This is a genomic window from Symbiobacterium thermophilum IAM 14863 (genome assembly GCF_000009905.1).
Lineage (GTDB): Bacteria > Bacillota > Sulfobacillia > Symbiobacteriales > Symbiobacteriaceae > Symbiobacterium > Symbiobacterium thermophilum.
Map to the genome: position 1 here is coordinate 1,014,772 of NC_006177.1, position 21,253 is coordinate 1,036,024.

General features: G+C 70.2%; 19 protein-coding genes and 1 pseudogene. 17 read left to right on the plus strand and 3 right to left on the minus strand.

What is annotated here, in order from left to right:
* Positions 1-3: 3 nt before the first annotated feature.
* The 9 genes and pseudogenes from STH_RS04615 to STH_RS19310 all read left to right on the plus strand — a co-directional run bounded on the left by STH_RS04615 (position 4) and on the right by STH_RS19310 (position 7,065).
* A complete protein-coding gene (locus STH_RS04615; protein WP_043713404.1) occupies positions 4-981 on the plus strand; it encodes an RnfABCDGE type electron transport complex subunit D in 978 nt (325 codons plus the stop codon).
* On the plus strand, positions 974-1,546 hold the full coding sequence (locus tag STH_RS04620) for an RnfABCDGE type electron transport complex subunit G (RefSeq protein WP_011195030.1): 573 nt from the start codon (positions 974-976) through the stop codon (positions 1,544-1,546). Before STH_RS04615 ends, STH_RS04620 begins: the two co-directional genes overlap by 8 nt.
* 5 nt (positions 1,547-1,551) lie before the next feature.
* Positions 1,552-2,259: an electron transport complex subunit RsxE gene (rsxE, locus tag STH_RS04625; protein WP_011195031.1), complete on the plus strand. Its 708-nt coding sequence runs from the start codon at positions 1,552-1,554 to the stop codon at positions 2,257-2,259.
* The gene (gene rsxA / locus STH_RS04630) at positions 2,260-2,847 is read left to right on the plus strand and encodes an electron transport complex subunit RsxA (RefSeq protein WP_011195032.1); all 588 of its coding nucleotides are present in this window, start codon (positions 2,260-2,262) and stop codon (positions 2,845-2,847) included.
* Positions 2,848-2,866: 19 nt separating this feature from the next.
* Positions 2,867-3,679 (plus strand): RnfABCDGE type electron transport complex subunit B, encoded by an 813-nt coding sequence (locus STH_RS04635; protein WP_242654574.1) that lies wholly within the window; start codon positions 2,867-2,869, stop codon positions 3,677-3,679.
* A gap of 624 nt (positions 3,680-4,303) precedes the next feature.
* Positions 4,304-5,341 carry an FAD:protein FMN transferase gene (locus tag STH_RS18315; protein ID WP_043714946.1) on the plus strand — a complete coding sequence of 346 codons (1,038 nt, stop codon included), beginning with the start codon at positions 4,304-4,306 and terminating at the stop codon, positions 5,339-5,341.
* Between the two features lie 225 nt (positions 5,342-5,566).
* Positions 5,567-6,514 (plus strand): Gx transporter family protein, encoded by a 948-nt coding sequence (locus STH_RS16935; RefSeq protein ID WP_050742115.1) that lies wholly within the window; start codon positions 5,567-5,569, stop codon positions 6,512-6,514.
* A 112-nt stretch (positions 6,515-6,626) separates the two neighbouring features.
* A pseudogene (locus STH_RS19895) lies at positions 6,627-6,836 on the plus strand (PaaI family thioesterase); the annotation flags it as partial.
* A gap of 88 nt (positions 6,837-6,924) precedes the next feature.
* Entirely contained in the window at positions 6,925-7,065 is a 141-nt protein-coding gene (locus STH_RS19310) for a hypothetical protein (protein WP_242654575.1), read from the plus strand.
* On the opposite strand, the gene STH_RS19315 is transcribed toward STH_RS19310, so the two are convergent.
* Both STH_RS19315 and STH_RS04655 read right to left on the minus strand, forming a co-directional pair.
* On the minus strand, positions 7,062-8,117 hold the full coding sequence (locus STH_RS19315) for a hypothetical protein (RefSeq protein WP_011195037.1): 1,056 nt from the start codon (positions 8,115-8,117) through the stop codon (positions 7,062-7,064). The genes STH_RS19310 and STH_RS19315 overlap by 4 nt on opposite strands.
* Positions 8,118-9,277: 1,160 nt before the next feature.
* Complete coding sequence (locus STH_RS04655; RefSeq protein ID WP_011195038.1) at positions 9,278-11,431, minus strand: S9 family peptidase; 2,154 nt, start codon at positions 11,429-11,431, stop codon at positions 9,278-9,280.
* 764 nt (positions 11,432-12,195) lie between these two features.
* Between STH_RS04655 and STH_RS04660 the strand changes: the two genes are divergently transcribed.
* From STH_RS04660 to STH_RS04690, 8 genes are all read left to right on the plus strand, one after another.
* On the plus strand, positions 12,196-12,756 hold the full coding sequence (locus STH_RS04660) for a sigma-70 family RNA polymerase sigma factor (protein ID WP_011195039.1): 561 nt from the start codon (positions 12,196-12,198) through the stop codon (positions 12,754-12,756).
* A complete protein-coding gene (locus STH_RS04665) occupies positions 12,753-14,261 on the plus strand; it encodes a hypothetical protein (protein WP_011195040.1) in 1,509 nt (502 codons plus the stop codon). Before STH_RS04660 ends, STH_RS04665 begins: the two co-directional genes overlap by 4 nt.
* Before the next feature lie 157 nt (positions 14,262-14,418).
* Positions 14,419-14,547: a hypothetical protein gene (locus STH_RS19640; protein ID WP_011195041.1), complete on the plus strand. Its 129-nt coding sequence runs from the start codon at positions 14,419-14,421 to the stop codon at positions 14,545-14,547.
* Between the two features lie 83 nt (positions 14,548-14,630).
* Positions 14,631-15,518 (plus strand): 4-hydroxy-3-methylbut-2-enyl diphosphate reductase, encoded by an 888-nt coding sequence (locus STH_RS04670; protein WP_011195042.1) that lies wholly within the window; start codon positions 14,631-14,633, stop codon positions 15,516-15,518.
* 6 nt (positions 15,519-15,524) lie between these two features.
* On the plus strand, positions 15,525-16,358 hold the full coding sequence (locus tag STH_RS04675; protein WP_011195043.1) for a transglutaminase-like domain-containing protein: 834 nt from the start codon (positions 15,525-15,527) through the stop codon (positions 16,356-16,358).
* A 240-nt stretch (positions 16,359-16,598) separates the two neighbouring features.
* Positions 16,599-16,805 carry a hypothetical protein gene (locus tag STH_RS04680; protein WP_043713406.1) on the plus strand — a complete coding sequence of 69 codons (207 nt, stop codon included), beginning with the start codon at positions 16,599-16,601 and terminating at the stop codon, positions 16,803-16,805.
* A 12-nt stretch (positions 16,806-16,817) separates the two neighbouring features.
* A complete protein-coding gene (locus STH_RS04685) occupies positions 16,818-19,583 on the plus strand; it encodes a M16 family metallopeptidase (protein WP_011195045.1) in 2,766 nt (921 codons plus the stop codon).
* Positions 19,584-19,625: 42 nt separating this feature from the next.
* Complete coding sequence (locus STH_RS04690; RefSeq protein ID WP_011195046.1) at positions 19,626-20,228, plus strand: ATP-dependent Clp protease proteolytic subunit; 603 nt, start codon at positions 19,626-19,628, stop codon at positions 20,226-20,228.
* A 155-nt stretch (positions 20,229-20,383) separates the two neighbouring features.
* Here STH_RS04690 and STH_RS16940 read toward each other — a convergent pair whose 3' ends face one another.
* Complete coding sequence (locus tag STH_RS16940; protein WP_011195047.1) at positions 20,384-21,202, minus strand: serine hydrolase; 819 nt, start codon at positions 21,200-21,202, stop codon at positions 20,384-20,386.
* Positions 21,203-21,253: the final 51 nt, after the last annotated feature.

Sequence of the window (21,253 nt, forward strand, 5' to 3'; positions counted from 1 at the left end):
CCCATGAGCAAGACCGAGAACGGCGAGCTGTTGGTGGCGTCGAGCCCGCACCTGTGGGCCGGCGTGTCCACGGCACGCATCATGCGGGATGTCCTGATCTCCCTGGCGCCGGCGGCGCTCGGGGCCGTCTGCTTCTTCGGCTGGCGCGCGGCCCTTATCATCGCCCTCAGCATGGGCGCCGCCGCGCTGACCGAGTGGGGTTGCATGCGGCTGATGGGCAAGCCTTCCACGCTGGGCGACGGCTCCGCGCTGGTCACGGGGCTCTTGCTGGCCCTGACGCTGCCGCCCGCCTCGCCGGTCTGGCTGCCGGTGGTGGGCGCCGCCTTCGCCATCGCCGTGGTCAAGGTGGCCTTCGGCGGCCTCGGGCACAACTTCGTCAACCCCGCCCTGGCCGCCCGGGCGTTCCTGCTTGCGGCCTTCCCGGCCGCGATGACCACCTGGACGAGCCCCTTTGACGCCGTCACCACGGCCACGCCGCTGGCGGTCCTGCCCAGCCCCTTCGACCCGGAGGTGCTCGCGGGCCCGCTGCCCTCGTACCGGGACCTGTTCCTGGGCACCGTGGGCGGATCCCTGGGGGAGACGTCGGCGCTGCTCCTCCTGATCGGGGCGGCGTACCTGCTGGCCAGGCGGATCATCGACTGGCGGATCCCCGCGGGTTTCCTGGGCACGTTGGCCCTGCTGTCGTGGATCCTGAGCGGGCAGGGCGGCCTCTTCACCGGCGACCCGCTCTACCACGTGCTGGCCGGCGGCGCGATCCTGGGCGCCTTCTTCATGGCCACCGACTACGTCACGGGACCCATCACGCCCAAGGGCCGGTGGGTCTTCGCCGTGGGCTGCGGCCTCATCACCGTGCTGATCCGGCTCTACGGCGGCTACCCGGAGGGCGTGCTGTTCGCGATCCTGCTCATGAACGTCGTGACGCCCTTGATCGACCGGTTCATCGTGCCGGCGCCCTTCGGGGGGGTGAAAGGCCGTGCGTGAGGCCGTGCGGATGATCCTGACGCTGCTGGTGGTCACGGTCCTGGCCGGGGTCGCCCTGGCCGGGGTGAACGGCGTCACCGCGCCCATCGTGGCGGAGATGGAGGCGAGGGCGCTGCAGGAGGGCCTCGCGGAGGTGCTGCCCGGGGCGGCCACCTTTGAGGAGGTCCCGGCCGACGAACTGGCCCGTGCGGGCGGGCCGGTGCAGGCCGCCTGGCGCGGGGTGGACGCCGAGGGAGAGCCGGTGGGCGTCGTCGTGCAGGCGGCCCCGAGCGGCTACGGCGGTGCGATCGTGCTGCTGGTGGGCGTCGAGCCCGGCGGAACGGTGCATCAGTTGAAGGTCCTCAGCGCGACCGGCGAGACCCCGGGCCTGGGCAGCAAGGCCACTGAGCCGGCGTTCCTGCAGCAGTTCCTGGGGCTCAGCCCGTCCATCGAACTCGTGAAGAACCAGCCCCCGGCGGGGAATGAGATCCAGGCCGTGACCGGCGCGACGATCTCGTCCCGCGCGGTGCTCGACGGCGTCAACGCGGCGCTGGACGCCGCCCGCCAGCTTCAGACCGGGAGGTGAGGGTCGTGAAGCCATCCGCTCAGTCCCCAACGTTCGGGTCCGTCCTGGCCGACGGACTCCGGCAGGCCCCGCCGTTCCGGCTGCTGCTGGGTCTCTGCCCCTCGCTGGCCGTGACCACGGCCATGGAGAACGGCTTCTGGATGGGCCTGGCCGTGATCTTCGTCCTGTCCTGCTCGGAGCTGATCATCAGCCTGCTGCGCAGGGTGATCCCCGACCGGGTACGCATTCCGGTCTACATCGTGATCGTGGCCACCTTCGTCACCGTGGTCGACATGGTGATGAAGGCCTATCTGCCGGAGATGCACGCCATTCTGGGCATCTTCATCCCCTTGATCGTCGTGAACTGCATCATCCTCGGCCGGGCGGAGGCCTTCGCCTCCAAGAACGGCCCGCTGCTCTCGGTGGCCGACGCGGTGGGCGTGGGCCTGGGCTTCACCGCATCGCTCATGGCCATCGGCGGCGTGCGGGAGCTCCTGGGCACCGGCAACCTGAAGCTGTTCGGCGTCGCCCTGCTGGGCCCGGGCCTGCCGCTGGAGGTCGTGGTGATGCTGCTACCCGCCGGCGCCTTCTTCGTCATCGGCTTCCTGATGGCCGGCCTGGCATGGCTGCAGCAGCGGCAGGAGGCGCGGGGGCGGCGGGACCGGCCGGCATCCGGATCCGGTTCCACCGCCGGCGCCGGCACAGTGTCCGGAGGAGAGGAGGCGGCGGTCTAGATGGAGATCCTGGCGATCCTGATCGGCGGCATCCTGGTCAACAACTATATCTTCTCCCGCTTCCTGGGCCTCTGCCCGTTCTTCGGCGTCTCCAACAAGCTGGAGACGGTCTACGGAATGGGCGCCGCGGTCGTCTTCGTCATGACGCTGGCCTCGGCCATCACCTGGCCGCTGCAGCATCTCCTTCTGGAGCCGCTGGGGCTGGGCTACCTGCAGACGGTGGCCTTCATCCTGGTGATCGCCGCCCTGGTGCAGACGGTGGAGATGGTCATCCAGCGGGTCAGCCCCACCCTGTACGCCGCCCTGGGCATCTTCCTCCCGCTGCTCACCACCAACTGCGCCGTTCTGGGCGCCGCGCTGCTGAATATCACCCAGGGTTACGGCTTCATGACGTCCGTGCTGAACGGCTTCGCCTGCGGCGTTGGCTGGACCCTGGCGACGCTGCTCTTCGCCGGCGTGCGGGAGCGGATCGAGGGGGCGCACATCCCGCCGGCGATGCGGGGTATGCCCATCGCGTTCGTCGCGGCCGGCCTGATGGCGCTGGCCTTCATGGGCTTCCAGGGCCTCTTTCGCGGGATCCTCTTCTAAGTGAGGTGTTGGCGCGATGATGACAGCAGCGCTTGTGCTCGGGGGAGCGGGTCTGGTGCTCGGCGCGGGCCTGGCCTTCGTCGCCGTGAAGATCGCCGTCCCGCCCGACGAGCGGGTGGTGGCCGTGCGTGAAGTCCTGCCCGGCGCCAACTGCGGCGCCTGCGGCTTCCCGGGCTGCGACGGGCTCGCCGCCGCCCTGGTGCGCGGTGAAGCCAAGCCGGACGCGTGCGCGGCCGGCGGCCCGGCGACGGCCGCCGCGGTGGCCGGGGTGCTGGGCGTGGAGGCCGCGGTGGGCGAGCGGCTGGTCGTCCACGTCCACTGCGTGGGTAGCGATGCGAAAGCCCGGCGAACCTATCTGTACCAGGGCATCGCGGACTGCCGCGCGGCGGCCCTCATGCCCGGCGGCGGGCCGAAGGCCTGTTCCTACGGCTGCGTTGGCCTGGGAACCTGTGTGCGGGCCTGCCCGTTCGACGCTCTGCACATGGACGAGGCGGCGGGGCTGCCCGTGGTGGACCGGCAGAAGTGCACCGGCTGCGGCATCTGCACGCAGGAGTGCCCGAAGGGGATCATGGCCCTGGTGCCGGCCTCGCAGGCCACCGTCGTCTCCTGCCGGAACGTGGACAAGGGTCCGCAGGTGCGCAAGGTCTGCACCGCCGGATGCATCGCCTGCGGCCTCTGCGTGCGCCAGTGCCCGCAGAAGACCATTGCGATGGTGAACAACGTCGCCTACATCGATCCCAGCGGCTGCGACGGGTGCGGGATCTGCGCGGAGAAGTGCCCCACCAAGTGCATCGTCGCGACGCAGCCCGTCCCGGCCGTAGAGGCTGTGTAGGCCGGTCGTGGGGAGGAGTCTGCCTTGTCCCGCAAGCGGTCGCCTGGTGACCCGTCTTCGGGGAACTGGTCCGAGGTGGTCCGGTTCCCGGCGACCGGGGCTGAGGAGAGCTTGGAGCAGGGGGGCGAGCCCCGTGGGGGCCGGCTCCGGGCGGGTGAGTCCCTGGGCCGCCGGTCTGGGGTCGTTCGGGCCCGGAAGGACAGGTCGCGGGATGGCCGCTCCCAGGGCGATGGTTCCCAGGCATATCCGTTCTGGGGCCGCTGGTTTCAGGGCGCTGGCTCCGGACAGGATGAGCTCCGGGGCGGGCGGTTTCAGGGCGCCGGTTCCCCGGTGGACGAGTCCCGGGGAAGCTGGTTGGGAGGCATTCGTTCCCCGGCGGGCCAGCCTCGGGACGGCTGGTCCCAGGGCGCGGGTTCCGGCCGGGATGGGTTCCGGGACGCTCGGTCCCAGGGCGCGGGTTCCGGCCGGGATGAGTTCCGGGGCGGCCGGTTCCAGGGCGTCGGTTCCCGGGTGGACGAGTCCCGGAGCGGCTGGTTTCAGGGCGTTCATTTCCTGGCGGGTCCGTCCCGGGGCGCCCGGCCCGCGCGGCTCCGGGTGTTGAGGCCGTCGGCTACAGGGGTTCGGATGGATCGCTCCTGGGGGGCATCCTCCCGGTCGGGCCGGTCCATCGTGGCCCTGCTCATCGCCGCGGCCTTCTTCGCTGCGCTCTGGCACGGCGGCCGCACCGAGCGGGTCGAGCGCACCGCCATCATGATGGACACGTCTGTGCGCGTGGTGGTCTACGCCGGGGGCTGGGATGCCGAATCCGCCGCCGACGCCGCGATGGATTCGATTGCCCGGCTGGAGTCGCTGTGGCACCCCGGGCGCGCGGACAGCGATGTGTCTCGGATCAACGCCGCAGCCGGGGCGAAGCCAGTGGTTGTCGCGCCCGAGACGGTGGAACTCGTGCAGGCGGCGCTCCAGGTGGCCAGGGAGTCCCGCGGCGCGTTCGACCCGACCATCGGGCCGCTCGCGGCGGCCTGGGGATTCGGCGAGGGGGGCCGCGTGCCGGACGCGGCCGAGCTGGAGGCAGCCCGGGCGCTGGTGAGCTGGCGCGACGTGCACGTGGACCCCGAGGCCGGGACCGTTTTCCTCTCCAGGCCTGGGATGCAGCTGGAGCTGGGCGCGGTGGCCAAGGGGTTCGCCGCCCGTCTGGTGCGGGACCAGCTGGCCCAGGCCGGCGTCCGGGCGGCGCTGGTGCAGCTCGGGGGCAGCATCGCGCTGCTGGGCGACCGGCCCGAGGGCGGGCCGTGGCGCATCGCCGTCCAGCACCCGCGGGATCCGCAGGGCTACATCGCCACGCTCTCGCTGGACGGGGGCTACGCCGACACGGCAGGCGACTACCAGCGGTACTTCGAAGCGGACGGCGTGCGCTACCACCACATCCTTGACCCGTCCACCGGCTACCCGGCCCGGGGGATGGCCAGCGTGACCGTGGTCGCCCCCCGGGGCGAACTGGCCGACGCCTACGCCACCGCCGCCTTCGTGCTGGGCATGGAGGGAGGGTATCGCTTCCTCGTGGAACGCGGCGTGGAGGGGCTCCTGGTGAGCGACGCCGGCGAGGTGCGCATGACCCCCGGCATGGCGGAGTTGGCGGAGCTGACGCAGGATGCTGGATGGTAGACCGGTGTGACGACTGGGCGCTGGATGGACCGGACGCACCCGTGTGAAGGTCATGAGCCTGGTCGTCCCTGTGCGCCTGCCGGGGACACGGGCAGCCCTTCCACGTCGCACCCCATGCCTGCCCGACGGCCGAGGCGCAGTCAATCGCAGCACGTGGGGGTGACCCCGCTGAGTGGACGCAGAACCAGCGAACCGAAGGTAACGAGGAGCTTCAGCACCCGGCAGTTGACCCGGTTAAGCCTGCTCACAGCCGCAGGCCTGGCGCTGGCGCTGCTGGAACGCCAGTTGCCGCCGCCGGCGCCGGTGCCGGGAGTTCGCTGGGGACTGGCCAACGCCGCCACGCTCGCCGCCCTGGCCCTCGACGGCCCCGCGGCGGGCTTGCTGGTCTGGTTCTGCCGGTTCATTCTCGCACAGATCTTCGCCGGAACCCTCTTCGGCCCCGCCTTCTTCGTCGGCGGCGCCGGAGGGTTGCTGGCCTGGGCCGCGATGGCGCTCTTCGCCCGCGGCCGCCGGCTTGGGCCCGCAGGCGTCAGCGCCGCGGGAGCGGTCGCCCACCACGTGGGCCAGCTGGCCGCCGCGGCCGCGGTCACCTCCACCCCGGGCGTCCTGGCGCTGCTGCCGCTTCTGCTGGTGCTCGGTCCTCCCGTCGGTCTGCTGACCGGCGCCCTCGTCGGCCTGCTCCTGCGCCGCCTGGAGGCCGCCGGAGCGTTGGGCGGGGCGGGCGCGGGGGACGTAGCCCGGGCCACGGCCCCCGACGGGTCCGCGCCCCGCGCCGCCGTCTCCGGGGGCCGGTCCGGGCTCATCCGCGCTTCCGACCTGGCGCTGGCCGGCGGGGTCGCCGTCCTGGCCGGAGCGCTGGTGCTGGGCAGGGGCTGGTGGGCTGGATCCCGCGGCCCGGCCGCCCAGGCTGTGGTGACGGTGGCGGGAGCCCCCTGGCGCACCCTGGATCTGCGCCAGGACGGGCTGTATCCTGTGGAGCCCGCAGGCGGGCATCTGGTCGTGGAGGTGGCCGACGGGGCGGTGCGGGTGCGGGAGGCGGACTGCCCGGACCAGGTGTGTGTGCTGACCGGCTGGATCTCCAGCCCGGGCGACATGATCGTCTGCGTTCCCTACCGTGTCGTCATCCAGATCACCGGCGACTCGGGCGTCGGACCGGACGCCATCCTGCGGTGAGGCCGGGGCGTGGCCCCGGCTTTGACGCGGGTGCCGGCTGCGCCGCTGCCCCTGGCGTGTCGGGCGGGGTATGATGTGACCTTGAGCTTGCCGAAGAGGGAGAGTCGTAAGGATGGTGCGGATTCCGTTCCGTGAGGTGATCGGGGCCCAGGTGGTGGAGGCCGGGCATGGGCGGAGCACCCTGCGCATGCAAGCCAGTGAGCACACGCAGAACAACATGGGGATGGTGCACGGCGGGGCGCTCTGCACGCTGGCCGACGCGGCCATCGGCACGGCGCTGCGCAGCGCGCTGAAGCCCGGTGATGCGATCGCCACGATCGAGATGAAGATGAACCGATCGCACCGGGCCGCGGCAGTCTGTTGGCCCGGGCCCGCGCCCTGCACGTCGGCGGAACCACGGCGGTGGGGGGGTGGAGATCGAGGATCTCCAGGGCAGGTTGGTGGCGAAGGGGCTTGCGACCTTCTACCTGAAGCGCGCGGCGGTGGAGCCGCGGCCCGGGGCACGTACGGCGATGATCCCGGAGGTGGACGGCCCCGAACCGGAAGACTAGACCGCCGCCTCTTGTCTGACCGCGGCCCGGTAGCGCTGCGAGTGGCGGAGGAGCGCCTGATACACATACCGCTCTTCGTCCGGGAGGTCCCGGAGCGGGACGCCCGCCTCACGCAGGAGCTCCGCCAGGCGTCGGAAGCTCAGGTCGGGCGGATGGACTTCGATCAGCCTGATCCCCGCCGCCTCGCTCAGCTGCCGCTTCAGCCGGTCCCGCTGCTGCTGCCGCTGCAGTTCGGCGGCGTCCGGGAACCGCTGGGTGACGCGGCTGTGCTGGGGTCCCTGGTACTCCAGGGCCACGCTGTACTTGGGAAGGAACAGGTCGAACTGCATGCGCGCGCCGGTCTCGGGGTTGTCCAGGCAACTGGCAGCCCCGTTTTCCAGTAAGACCGTGCCGGTGAGCATCTCGACCATGCGCGCCAACAGGAACTGCCCGAAAGAGTAGGCTCTCCACTGCTGGACCAGCGACTTGCTCTTCTCGAACTTCGCCAGCGCGGCGAGGCGCCGGCTCTCCGCCGGGTTGCTGGCTGTCAGGTCGAAGGCCTTCCGCCGCCCGACCCGGCACGTCGTTCCCGTAAGATGTCCCTTCTCCTGCAACACCCGCAAGTACTTGGTCAGGCTGTTGTGGCAGTACCCGGTCAGTTGGATGAGCTTCTGGTAGCTGAAGCGCCGGCCCAACCGCCGGATGACGCCCCACACCCACCTGGCCGCGTGCGGCAGGCTTCGGTCAAGCAGGAGGTCGTCCGTCAGCACGATGTACCTGCACGACCTGGGCCAGAGGGGCTGCACCTCCACGGTGCGGCCGGACCGGGTGTACTGCAGCCAGAGCTTGCGGGACAGCGCCTCCAGATGCCGGAGCAGGCTGTGCTGGCTCAGTCCCGTCGCCCGCCGAAGCTCGGCGAAAGTGTACTTCGTGCACGTCGTGCGGGTCATCCAGAGGAAGCACCACAGGTAGCGGGCGCCCTCCGTCAGACCGCGGTCTCTCCAGAGGAGATCCGGCACACGGACGTCCAGCGGCCTTTTCTGGTGCAGGCGCGCGTTCGCCAACGCCTCCATGACCACCCCTCCGGCCTACTCCATTCGGCACCGAACATACAATCTCCTCCTGTTCTGGATATGTTTGCCTCACCACGGCGGGTCGTCGGCGCGCGGTGCGCCCGAGGAAACGCACAAGTCTTTGGAGCCAGGACGGGATGGGGTGGGGTCTGGTGCCTCCTCAGGCTATCATCGATGTGCACGAGGCCATGGTTCTGCGATGAGTAGATATGTCAGCAGGCACGACTGCCAGGAAGAAGGCAGATGACCGCGTGAATAACGGGGTCATCTGCCATGTGGGACGTCTTCCTCGGGTGCTCGGCTCACAAGAGTTGCCAGATTGGCTCTCGGTTTCCCTCGGCCGGCGTGGACCAAGGGCTCACTTGTCGCACGGCTGGCCTGAACCCGTGCTCGCAAGCTGCCGTGTCCGGATTGCCTGAAGCTGGGTTCGCAAGCTGCCGTGTCCGGATTGCCTGAAGCTGGGTTCGCAAGCTGCCGTGTCCGGATTGCCTGAAGCTGGGTTCGCAAGCTGCCGTGTCCGGATTTCCTGAAGCTGGGTTCGCAAGCTGCCGTGTCCGGATTGCCTGAAGCTGGGTTCGCAAACTGCCGTGTCCGGATTGCCTGAAGCTGGGTTCTCAAGTTGCCGGGTCCGGGTTGCCTGAAGCTGTGTTCTCAAGTTGCCCTGTCCGGGGCGGTGGGCAAGCTCGGGCGGAGGGAGAGGCGGAGGTGCTTGCATCGACTCGGGGGAGACAGCGGCGAGCTGGGTCGACGACAGATGGCAGCCGCGGTCCCAAGCGGATGTGTGGGGGGCAGTTCGTTTGAGGCAGCTCTGCGAAACGCGTAAGTCTTGGGAGTTGATCTGGCGGAGGGGGAGTGTGGCGGGGCCCATGGGGTGCGTGCGGGTGACTCTAATTGCGTTTCCGGGGATGCATGAAGCAGGGGGGCTGCAGGAGGCCGGGATGCCGCTGCATGCGCCCCTCCTGTGTCTGCTCACACGATCTGCGAGTCTCGCTCCTTGCCCGCAGCATCACATAAATATTTGCAGCACCAGATCATCTCGCTTGACCCGAAGGGGCTCCACAGGCCTTCCTTCCCACGATCTGCGACTTTCCCCAGTGCCCGGGTCCGGGCTCCGAAACGCCACCCCCCGGCCGGAGGTGTCCGGCCGGGGGTGTTCTGCCCTACAGATACTCCGCAAACCACTCTGCGATCATCCGCAGCCTGTGGACCCGGTGCCAAGGCTTGCCCGTGCGGCTCATGCCGTGGGACTCGCCAGGGTACCGCACAAACTTCACCGTCTTGCGCTGGTACTTCAGCGCCGCGTACAGCTGCTCGGCCTGGTCGATGGGGCAGCGCATGTCGTTCTCCTGATGCTCGATGAGCAGCGGGGTGTTGATGCGCGAGGCGTGGACCAGCGGCGACTGCTTAAGGAACGGCCCCAGGTTGTCCACTTCCCACCAGTTCTCGACGCCGAACTGGCGCAGCCGGTCGTAGCCCAGGTCGGACGTGCCCATCGCCGACCAGCGGTTGACGACGGAGCGCATCGTGACCGCCGCCCGGAAGCGGTCCGTGTGGCTCACGATCCAGTTGACCATGAATCCGCCGTAGGACCCGCCGGCGACGCCCAGGCGATCGCCGTCCACGTAGGGGAACCGCTCCACCGCGCCCTCGATGGCGGCCATGACGTCGGCGTAATCCCGGTTGCCCCAGTCGGCCCGGATCACACGGCAGAAGTCGTGTCCATACCCCTGCGATCCCCGGGGGTTGGAGTAGACCACCGCGTACCCCTGCGCGGCCAGCCAGTGGAACTCGAAGAAGAACCCGGCGCCGTACATGGCCATGGGTCCGCCGTGAATCTCCAGCACCGCGGGGTACTTCTTGCCCTCCTCCCGTCCCACGGGCGGTAGGATCCAGGCGTCGACGAGGGGCTCGCCCTCCCCGGCGGACACCTGGAACCGCTCGGGAACCGTCAGTTCCAGCTCGGCGAAGAGTTCGGCGTTGTGGTCTGTCAGCCGTACCTCCCGCACGCCGCCGCCGCGCAGCACCGTGCCCGCCGACGACACCGGCGGGACAGGCTGTGGCTCGTCCAGCTGCGCCAGGTACACGTCACCGGGGGAGAGCGGCGTCGCGTAGGCCAGGGCGGCCCTGCAGCAGTCCGGCGTCAGGGAGAACGCGTAGACGACCCGGTCGCCGCCGGTCACGGGCCATACCTCCCCCGTCACCGCGTCGACCCGGACCAGCTGCACCTGACCGCCGTCGGAGACGGTGGCGTAGATCCAGCGTGCGTCCGGCGACCAGTGGAGCCGGCCGCCCGAGGGCGGAACCAGATCTCCGGTCGTTTCGTTGCCGAAGGGGCGGTCCAGGTCGGTTGCGAGCTGACGGATCTCCCCGCTCGACCGATCCAGCACGTAAAGGCCGGTGAGGCCGTAGCCTGATTCGGCGGGATCGCTGGCCAGGAAGGCGATCATGCGTCCGTCGGGAGAGGCGGAGGGGGAACTGCAGGCGAGCGTGCCGTCACCCGGCGTGAGACGGACGGGCATGCAGTTGCCCTGAGTCTCCTCCGCAGCCTCGCATCGATCGGGGCCCGGGCCCTCAGGCGGCGTGTACGCCGAGGACCGCTGTCCCTGCCCGTCGTCACTCAGGGACAGATACCACAGGTCCACGTGGCCCGGATACCAATCCCGGTCCTCCCGCCGGTTGGCGGCGAAGACCAGCCCGCGACCGTCGGGGGTCCAGCTGACGTCCAGGTGGTTGAAGTCGCCGAAGGTCAGCTGCCGCGGCTCTCCTCCGTCTACGTCGACCACGCAGATGTGCTTGCGCTCGTCGGTGTAGAATCCCACGCCGTCCATCTTGTAGTGCAGCCGCGTGATCACGCGAACGTCCTTGGTGTACTTCCGGTATAGGTCCTGGTCGTCCTCGTCGCCACCCTCCGGTTGAATGCCAGCCTCGGTCAGGTTTGCCGTGAAGGCGATGGTGCGGCCGTCCGGGCTCCACACCGGGTTCTGGACCCCGCCCTTGATCCGGGTGATCTGCCTGGCCTCGCCCCCCTCCATGGACAGAAGCCACAGCTGGTTCGATCCGCTGCGATTGGAGACGAACACCAGGTGCCGGCCGTCGGGAGACCATCGCGGCTGCGTGTCCCTGGGTCCGGCGGTGAAGCGCACCGGCGGGGAGCCCTCCCGGGCCAGCCAGATGCTGGAGGTGTACTCATTCTTCTTCTTGTCGATCTCCTGCAGCACATAGGCCACGCGGGTGCCGTCCGGGGATATCTGGCAGTCGCCTGCCAGCTTGATGGCAAGCAGATCCTCGGCCTGGAGCCTGCGGCGGGTGGTCACGCACACTCCCCCTCGCAATAATTCGTTTCGTTAACAGTTTGGCGGGCAGGAGCGGGATTCCTCCCCGGGGCTCGGCTCATACGGTATGCTGCTGCGGCGCTGGCGAAGCGGGGGCTGGCGCGCTGGCGGGAGGCTGCCTGCAGCGCAGGCGAGACGTAGCCTGGAGTGCTCGCGGTGCGCAACTCGGCGCTCGCGAAGCGCGGCCTGCAGTCCCTGCGAGGCGAGGCCTGTGGCGCTGGTGAGACGTAGCCTGTGGCTCTAACGCTGCGCATCTGCGGCGCTGGCGAAGCGGGGCCGGAGGCACAGGTGAGACGTAGCGCGCTGCGCTGGCGGTGCGCAACTCGGCGCTCGCGAAGCGTGGCCTGCAGTCCCTGCGAGGCGCTGCCTGTGGCGCTGGCGAAGCGGGGCCGGAGGCGCAGGCGAGACGTAGCCTGTAGCACCGGCGGGTCGCAGCGGCGGCGCTCGGGAGGCGTAGCCTGCGGCACCGGCGAGGCGCGGCCTGCGGCGCCCTGCACACGGGGAAGGGCGAATGCAGCGCGGGTGCCCACACGGCCGCGAAGGGCCGGTGAACGACGGCGAGGGCGAGTGAGGCCGAACGGCGGAGGAAGAAGAACCCGCATCAAGGAAACGGGCGCGGATGAAACGGGACAGCCCGCTGCCCCCGTCTGTCTTGGTGAAAAGCGGCTGAGGCAGGTACGGGGCAACTGCGTGGCGTAAACCTTCGTCAAACAGAGGATTCGATCCACTCGAAGGGAGACGCCTCGATGTCGCAGTCCGATAGGGCAGCCCTGCCGTCCGACCGAACGGCCGCGATCGATCACCTGATGCGGGAGTACGGCACGAAGGTACTCCATCTCGCCTATTCCTACCTGAAAGACCGGCACCTCGCCGAGGACGTGGCCCAGGAGGTCTTCATCAAGGCCTACCGCAACTGGGAGAACTTCCGCGGCGAGAGCTCGGCCTATACCTGGCTGTACCGCATCACGGTGAACCTGTGCCGGGACAAGGCCCGCAGCGCATGGTGGCGGCGGCTGCTGCCGACGGACGATCCCCGGGCGGCCGGCACGCCCGTCGAGCCCGACACCGCCGGGGACGATCCCGAGGAGGCGGTCGTCCTCAGCGACCAGCGTGAGCGGCTCCTGGACTACGTGATGCAGCTCTCTGACGCCTACCGGGAAGTGATTATCCTGTACTATTACCACGACCTCACCACGGTGGAGATCGCCGAGGTGACGGGCCAGAATGAGAATACCGTCAAGACCCGGCTCTTCCGAGCGCGGGCCATGCTGAAACAGATGCTGCAGAAAGGGGGTGTGGCCCGATGAGCGACGCGGACAAGGAACTGCGGCAGTTGATCAAGGACGAGTTCGATCGGTCGCTCGCGGGCTGGACCTTTACCCCGGCCATGCGCCAGGCGGTCCTGGACCGCATCGCCGGGGAGGGGGAGCCTGAGGCCACGCCTGTTCCCACCCTGTCCAGACGCTTCCGGCCCGCCTACTGGGTCGCCGCGGCGGCCGCGGCGTTCGTGCTGGCCATCAACCTCTGGCCGCGCGTCTCCACCGACGGGCGCCTGACCGGTACCGCGTCGGATGCGCGCTCCGGAGGAGCGCCGGAGAGCGCGCCAGGCGCCGAAGCCGCTGCGTACGGCCTGCAGGCGACGGGCGAGTTGCAGGCGCTGGGGGCCGCGCCCGGGCAGTCCGGGACCGCGGATTCGGCCGAGGCCGACGCCGCCTCCACCTTGAAGGCCGGCGGGGTTCGCGCTCTGTCCGCCATCTCCCCCGTGAGGCTGACCCTCAGCGTGGCCGAAGTCCCTGACGTGTTCGTCGTCGAACGGGCGGGGGAGAAAGTATCCCTGCACGTGAGCGAGACCACCGGCCGCGCCCTGACGGACGGGGCCGAGGAGGCCCAGGCCGGGGCGACGGCGGCGGCCGTTCCCGACGCGCTGGACCTGAACCCGCTGCCCGACGGAAACGTGGTCGTCGTCCAGCGATGGGCTGTGAAGATCGTGGACCAGCACGGCAACCCGGTCGCCGAGTCGCCGGTCGAGCCGGAGGCGGCTGCGGTGGCCGAGGGGCCGGCCGGCGAAACGGTGGTGGTCTCCTCCGACGCCCTTACCTTGTTCACGGTGACGGGAAAGCCCGCCGAGCTGATCGGCCTGGACCAGTATCCGTCCCTGGTGGCCGTCAGCGGAACACGCATGGCCGTCGCGAATGACGGGGGCGTGGAGGTCTACGAGGGGGGAGCCCGTGCGCTGACCCTTCCCAGGCTGCAGCCCCGCGCGATGGCTCTTGCCCCCGACGGGGCCCTGGCCGTGCTGACCGGCTCGCCTCCGGACGCCCGCCTGCTGATCTATGCCGCCGACGGCTCGCTGTTGCTGGACCGCCCGGTCGCACCGGACGGCGAGGGGTTCGGCTTCATCGGGGACGGGCTGCAGGTGGCGGTGGGCAGCGTCGTGTACGACCGGACGGGGGACGAGCGCTGGCATTTCCCGTTCGCCCCTGCCCGGGTGACAGCCCTGGCGGACGGCGTGAGCGTGCTGGCGTGGAACTCCCGGCAGGCGGCCCGGGTGCTGGCCGACGGCGGCACACAGGTCTGGATGGCTGAGGTGACGGACGCCGACTTGGTGCGGGCGTCCGGGTCGGCCCGGGGTGACCTGGTGGTACTGGTGGCCGCCGCGGACGACGGCGCCGCGGTCTGGGTCATCGACCAGGGAGGCAACCAGCGACACGCCGAACGGCTTTCCCGGGTACCCGTGGACGTGACCGCATCCGGCGACCGGATCCTGCTTCTCAACGCCGAGGGGCTGGAGGTGCGTCCCCTGAACCGCTGACCGGAGCAGCCGGACGCCCGAAGACCGGCTGGAGCCCGGGGATACCGGGACCGTCCCGCCTGTGGCGGTCGGGATGACCCGGGGCTTGCAGGGAACCCGCTCCTGGGGGAGAATAGAGTCGCAACGTACGAATCTCCGGCGAGTAGGGGGGGTTCCGGTGAACTTCTGGCTGTGGATCATCGGCTGGATCGCCGCCTCGGCGGTCGTGGTCTTCGCCCTGTCGATCAACGGCAAGACGGAGTCGGGGGAGGCCCTCGAGGGAGGCCACGGACACGGCCATCACTAGGAACGCAGACACGAGCCCGCCGTGACAGCGTTTGCCACGGCGGGCTTGCGTAACATCCCGGCCGGGTGGGAGGACAACCGTTGATGGAAGTCATCAAGATTACGCCGCGGGGGTATTGCCACGGGGTCGTCGGCGCCATCCAGCTGGTCCGCCGTGTGGCCCGGGACCCGAACGTGCCCCGGCCCATCTACGTGCTCGGGCAGATCGTGCACAATCGTCACGTGGTCGAGGAGATGGAGGCCCTGGGCGTGATCACGCTGGACGGCGAGGACCGCCTCAGCCTCCTGGAGAAGATCGACGCCGGGACGGTCATCTTCACCGCCCATGGCGTGTCGCCGGCGGTGAAGATCCGGGCGCGGGAGAAGGGACTGTACGTCGTGGATGCCACATGCCCGGATGTGACCAGGACCCATGAACTCATCGCCGAACTGGTCAGCCGGGGCTATGAGGTCATCTACATCGGCAAGAAGGGGCACCCTGAGCCCGAGGGGGCAGTGGGGGTGGCCCCGGGCCACGTGCACCTGGTGGAACGGGCGGAGGACTTGGAGGCGCTGTCCTTCGCGCCCGGCCAGAAGCTGGCGGTGACCAACCAGACGACGCTGTCCCAGTGGGACACCCAGGCCCTGATGGAGCAGGTCAAGGCGCGCTGGCCCCAGACCGAGATCTACAACGAGATCTGCCTGGCCACCCAGCAGCGGCAGGAGGCGGTGGCACGGATGGCGCCGGAGGCCGATCTGGTGATCGTCGTCGGCGACCGCCGCTCCAACAACTCCAACCGCCTGGTACAGGTGGCCCAGGAGCTGGCGGCCCGGGAGGCCCACCTGGTGGACAGCGTGGAGGAGATCGATCCGGCCTGGCTGAAGGGGAAGCGGAAGGTCGCCGTCACCTCGGGCGCCTCCACCCCGACGCACATCACCCGGGCCGTGATTGAGTTCCTGGAGAAGTACAACGTCGAGGTGGAGGAGCGCTGAGGCGTCATGCGTACCGAAGGTGAGCTCCGCGCGCTGGTCAGCCTGCTCGCCGACGAGCAGGAGGGCGTCGCCCGGGCCGCCTGGGATGAACTCCTGGGCGCCGGCCAGGCCGCCGTGCCCTTCCTCGAGGCGGCGTTCGACGATCCGGACCCGCGCCTCAGGGGACGGGTGCGCGCCCTGCTGGAGGAGCTGCGCCTCGAGGCGCTGGAGTTGCAGTGGCGGCGGCTCGCGCAGAAGGACGACGACGCCCTCGACCTGGAGGAGGGCTGCATCCTCCTGGCCGCCCTGGGGGGCACGGTCGGGCGGGAGCGCGCGGTCGCCTCGTTCCTGGACGCCGTGGCCGGCAGCGTACGCGCCCACATGCCCGCCGTGGGCGGCCTGCGGGCGATGGGCGAGGTGCTGTTCGAAAACCTTCGGTTCCGGGCCGGAGAGATGGGCAACCCGGAGCATCACTTCCTGCCCAGCGTTCTCGAGCGCCGGCGCGGGATCCCGATCGCGCTGGCCGCCGTGTACATCCTCGTCGGCCGGCGGGTGGGGCTGCCGGTGTACGGCGTGGCCATGCCGGATCACTTCCTGGCCATGTATGCGGAGGCCGACCGCCCGGCCTATGTCGACTGCTTCAACCAGGGGCAGGTCTACCGCTACGAGACCCTGAGCCGGATCCTGAGCCGCCGGGGAGTGGTCGCTCCCGAGCGCGTGCTCTCGCCGTGCAGCACGCGGGTGATCCTGTACCGCATGTTGGGCAACCTGGAGCGGCTGTACACCGGCGTCGGCCAGTCCCGGATGGTCGGGAGGGTCCAGCGCTGGCGGGAGATCCTGGTGGTGAAGGGCAGACCCTGAGCGCACGATCGCACAGGCGCCCCTGCAGGCGGCCGCAGAAGGCCGGTTCCGCAGGGGCGCCTCGCGCACCGACGGGGAACCGATCCGCGCCGGGGAATGGGGGCCTGCCCGTCGGGTATCTGCGCCGGCGGCGCCGGCGTCATACCATTGCTGGCTGCCCGCCGTTTCCGAAGCCGTGTCAAGGGGGGAGGATTCGGCGGGGGTTTCCGGGAAATATTAGGAAAAGAGGGGCGTGAGCCCGTGCTGAAAAACGTGTTCCGCAAGTTGATCGGGCTTCTGGTCGTCGCGCTGTTCGCCGTTGCCGTGGTCCAGTACTTCCGGCAGACGTCGGGGAACCCTTACGTGTGGTCTGCCCTGGGGTCCGGCCTGTGGATCCTGCTCCCGCTGGCCGCGGTGCTCAGCGCCGTCTGGTGGGCCGACCGGCGCATGCGGGCCCGCGGAGAGTAGAGGAGGGGATCGATGAGTTACCGCATCGCACCGACGCAGGTCGCCGAGCTGCCCAACGGGCTGAAGGTGTATGTCCGGGAGGTGCGGCATGCGCCCGTCGTAACCTCGATGGTCTGGTACGGGGTCGGCAGCCGGGACGAGGGCCCGGGGCAGACCGGCCTGTCGCACTTCCTGGAGCACATGATGTTCAAGGGCACACCCCGCTTCCCGTACGGCGTGCTGGAAGAGGCGGTGAAGCGGCGCGGGGGAATGTGGAACGCGTTCACCTCGTACGACTACACAGCCTACTACGAGGTGCTGCCGGCGCAGCATCTGGAGTTCAGCTTCGAGGTGGAGGCCGACCGCATGGCCTCCATGACCTTTGACCCCGATCTCACCGTGCGTGAGCGGGGGATCATCGTGAGCGAGCGGGAGGGGGGCGAGAACCACCCGTCGTTCTGGCTGAACGAGGCCTTTATGGCGACGGCCTTCCGGGTGCTTCCGTACCGGCACCCCATCATCGGCAGCAAGGCCGACATCCGCGCCACCACGGCCGACGCCCTGGCCGCGCACTACCGCCGCTACTACCGGCCCAACAACGCCGCGCTGGTGGTGGTGGGCGACGTGGAGGCCGAGCGGGTGCTCCGCCTGGCGGAACGCCACTTCGGCCCCCTGCCGGCCGGCGGGCCGGTGCCCCCGTTCACCGCGGCGGAGCCCGAGCAGGAAGCCGAGCGGCGGGTAACCGTTCGGCGGCCGGGGCCGCACCCGATGCTGCTGGCAGGTTACCGGATCCCGGAGGCTGCGCACCCGGACCAGCCCGCGCTCATGCTGCTGGCCGCACTGCTTTCCGGCAGCGCCTCCCCGGGCGCGGCGATGGGCCGGTCCAGCCGGCTGCACCGCCGGCTGATCGACACGGGCCTGGCCGTGTCCGCCGGGGCGCACGTCCGGGCGTTTCAGTACGCGGGCCTGTTCATGCTCACCGCCACGCCCGCTCCCACCGTGTCCCTCTCGTCCCTGGAGGAGGCGCTGTTCGACGAGGTGGAACGGCTGCGGGCCGGCGAGGTCAGTGATGAGGAGTTCGCACGGGCGCGGAAGCAGGTGCGCGCCAGCCTGCTGTACACGATGGAGTCCACCCTGAACCAGGCCGTCTTCCTGGGCAGCACGGCCCTGACCCAGGGCGTGGAACGGTTCGACCGCGCCCTGGAGGAGCTGGAGGCGGTCACCCCGGCGGATGTGCTGCGGGCCGCCAGGCAGTACCTGGACGTGCGGCGCCGCACGGTCGGTCACTTCGTGCCGGGCGATGAGGCAACCCCGGGCGATGAGCCGCTCCCCGGCGGCGAAGCCAGGGCGGCCGCAGCGGCGTCAGCGCCCCGTGCCGCCTCCTCGGCCGATGCGCCGTCTTCGGTTGCCGTGGCCCCCGGTGCCAACGGGGCGTCGCCGGTCGGAACGCCCGACTACCAGCAGCCGACCGACCGGAGGATCCCCCGTCCCGAGGCGGGCCCTGCACGGCCGCTGCTGGCCGCGGAGCGGATCGTACGGCGGGAGCTGCCGGGGGGCGCGGTCCTGCTGCTGCTTCCGACGCCGACGGTGCCCAGCGTCTTCGTCCGGGTGCAGATGGAGGCCGGCGCCGTGCACGAGCCTCCGGAGAAGGCGGGCCTGGCCCAGCTGGTCGCCGGCGTGCTCACCCGGGGCACCGCCGCGTACAGCGCCCAGGAACTGGCTATCATCACCGATGCGCAGGGAATGTCGCTGCGGGTGGACGCGGGACGCGAGACCGCCGTTGCCGCGCTGAAGTGCCTGCCGGAGGACCTCGCCCGGGGCGTGCAGCTGCTCGCCGAGGTGGTCCGCCGACCGAGCTTCCCCGACGACGAGGTGGAGCGGCTGCGCACGCAGATGCTGGTCAACTGGCGCCGGTCGGAGGACGATACCCGGTCCGTGGCCGCCCGCCGCCTGATGGAGCGGATCTACCCCGAGGGGCATCCCTACCGGCAGCCCATCGGCGGCACGGAGGCGACGCTCACCGGCCTTCAGGCGGACGACCTCCGCCGCTTCCACCAGGCGCACTACGGCCCGCGCGGCGCGGTGATCACGGTGGTGGGCGACGTGGATCCCGAGTCGGCCGCCGCCGCGCTGGAGGAGGCCTTCGCCGGGTGGGAGGGCGGAACGGGAAGGGCGGCGATCCCGCCGGTGCCGGTCCCGCCGGGGGGCAGGACCCACGTGCCGCTGGCCGGGAAGACGCAGACCGACATCGCTCTGGGCTGGCCGCTGGTGGATCGGGGGCACCCCGACTACCTGGCCCTGGAGGTGCTGGCCACGCTGTTCGGGGGCAACGGCACGCCCGCCAGCAGTCGGCTGTTCCGGGACGTGCGGGAGCGGCACGGCCTCTCCTACTACCAGTACGCCGTGTTCGGCGGGACCAGCGGGCCGGGGCCCTGGACCGCCCACCTGGGCGTGAACCCCTCCCGGCTGGAGTTCGCGGTGGAGACGGTCCGCGCGGAGCTGCGGCGGCTGGTGGCGGAGCCGGTGCCGGTTCCGGAGCTGCAGGCGCTGCAGGATTTCCTGACCGGGTACCCCGCGGTGCAGCATGAGTCGCCGGAGCGGATTGCTGCCCGGTTGGCGGAGATCGAGCGGTTCGGCCTCGGCCTGGACTGGCTGCAGCGCCACCCCCGGGAGCTGGCGGCGCTGACGCCCGAGGTGCTGCAGGAGGTGGCCGCACGCCACCTGGTGCCCGAGCGGCTCACGATCGTCACCGCCGGCCCGGCAGAATCTCCGGCGAATGTTTCGGCGTCGAAAGAATGACAAGAGCGGGGACGGCAGGCCCCGATCAAAGGAGAGACACCCATGAGCTCGTTGATTCCGATCGTCATCGAGCAGACGAGCAGGGGCGAGCGCTCCTACGACATTTACTCGCGCCTGCTCAAGGACCGGATCATCTTCCTGGGCACGAGCATCGATGATCAGGTGGCCAACGCGGTCACGGCGCAGCTGCTGTTCCTGGAGAGCGACGACCCCGACAAGGAGATCAACATGTACATCAACTCGTCGGGCGGCATCACCAGTGCCGGCCTGGCGATCTACGACACGATGCAGCACATCAAGCCGAAGGTCAACACCTACGCCATCGGCATGGCCGCCTCGATGGCCGCCGTGCTGCTGGCGGGCGGGACGGGCACGCGGTATGCCCTGCCCCACGCCCGGATCCTCATCCACCAGCCGTGGGTGAAGGGCGGCATCGGCGGCCAGGTGACCGACATCGAGATCACCGCGAAGGAGCTGCTGCACACCAAGGAGAAGCTCGCGGAGATCATCGCCAAGCACACCGGCCAGCCGCTGGAGAAGGTGAAGGAGGACTCGGAGCGCGACCGCTGGATGTCGGCGGAGGAGGCCAAGGCCTACGGCCTCGTCGATGTCGTCGTCCAGCCGCGGGAGCGGAAGAAGGCGTAGCCGACGGGCGCGCAGAAGGGGGCCGCCGGGGCGGCCCCCTTCTGCGCGCCTGCACGTTTCCTCCTGCCGCCGGCACAGGCTCTCCGCTGCGCCGTGCCGGCCTCTTGCGCGCTGCGGCCCGGTCGGCCCGGGCGGGCCGGCCCGCCTTCGTTCCGTCAGGGCTCGAGGAAGTGCCGGTAGAGAATCGCAACCGCCCGGCCGACGGCCAGCACGCCCTCGTTGTCCTCGACCCGCCGCTCGTCCTTGCAGTCCTTGGTCATCACGCTGAACACGAAGCCCCGGCCGCCCTTCCAGACCGCGCCGACCTCGTGCCGGCAGCCGGTGATGCTTCCGAACTTGGCCGCGATGACCGGCCCCTCCGGCGGCCTGTCGTACTGCGAACCGCCGGGCAGGTAGCGCGCGGCGTAGGGGCTCTGCACCTGCTTCATGACCCGGAGCATCTCGTCGCAGGCCTCCGGGGTCAGCACCTGGCGGCGGACGATCATGTCCATCAGCCGCCCGAGCTGGGAGGGCACTGCGGCGTTGACCGGCTGGCCGGCGGGGGCGCCGAAGAACTTCCAGCGGAGGCGCAGCCCCGTGAGCCCCAGCTCGTCCATGGACCGGTTGACCGACTCGATGCCCACGGCGTCGATGCACATGTTGGACGCGGTGTTGTCGCTGATGATCATCATGAGCGTGGCGAGATCCCTGAGCGGGAGCCGGATTCCCGGACTCAGATCGCGCAGCACGCCGCAGCCGGGCACCTTGTCCTCGGTCCGCAGCTCACGCGGCTCGCTCAGGTCCAGCCTCCCCTCGCCGGCCTGGCGCATCACCTCATAGAAGATCGCCAGCTTGATGGTCGACGCGCTCGGGAAGGTATCGTCGGACGCCCCCACCTGGATGACCTCGTCCGTCTGCAGGGACCGGGCCCACACGCCCATCGTGCCGGAGAAGCCCGCGACCAGGGCGTTCAGGGTGCTGACCGGATCCGTCATGCTCTCGCCCACCTCCCACAGCCTTTCGCCGTGGGTGTTTCGGCGCCCCCG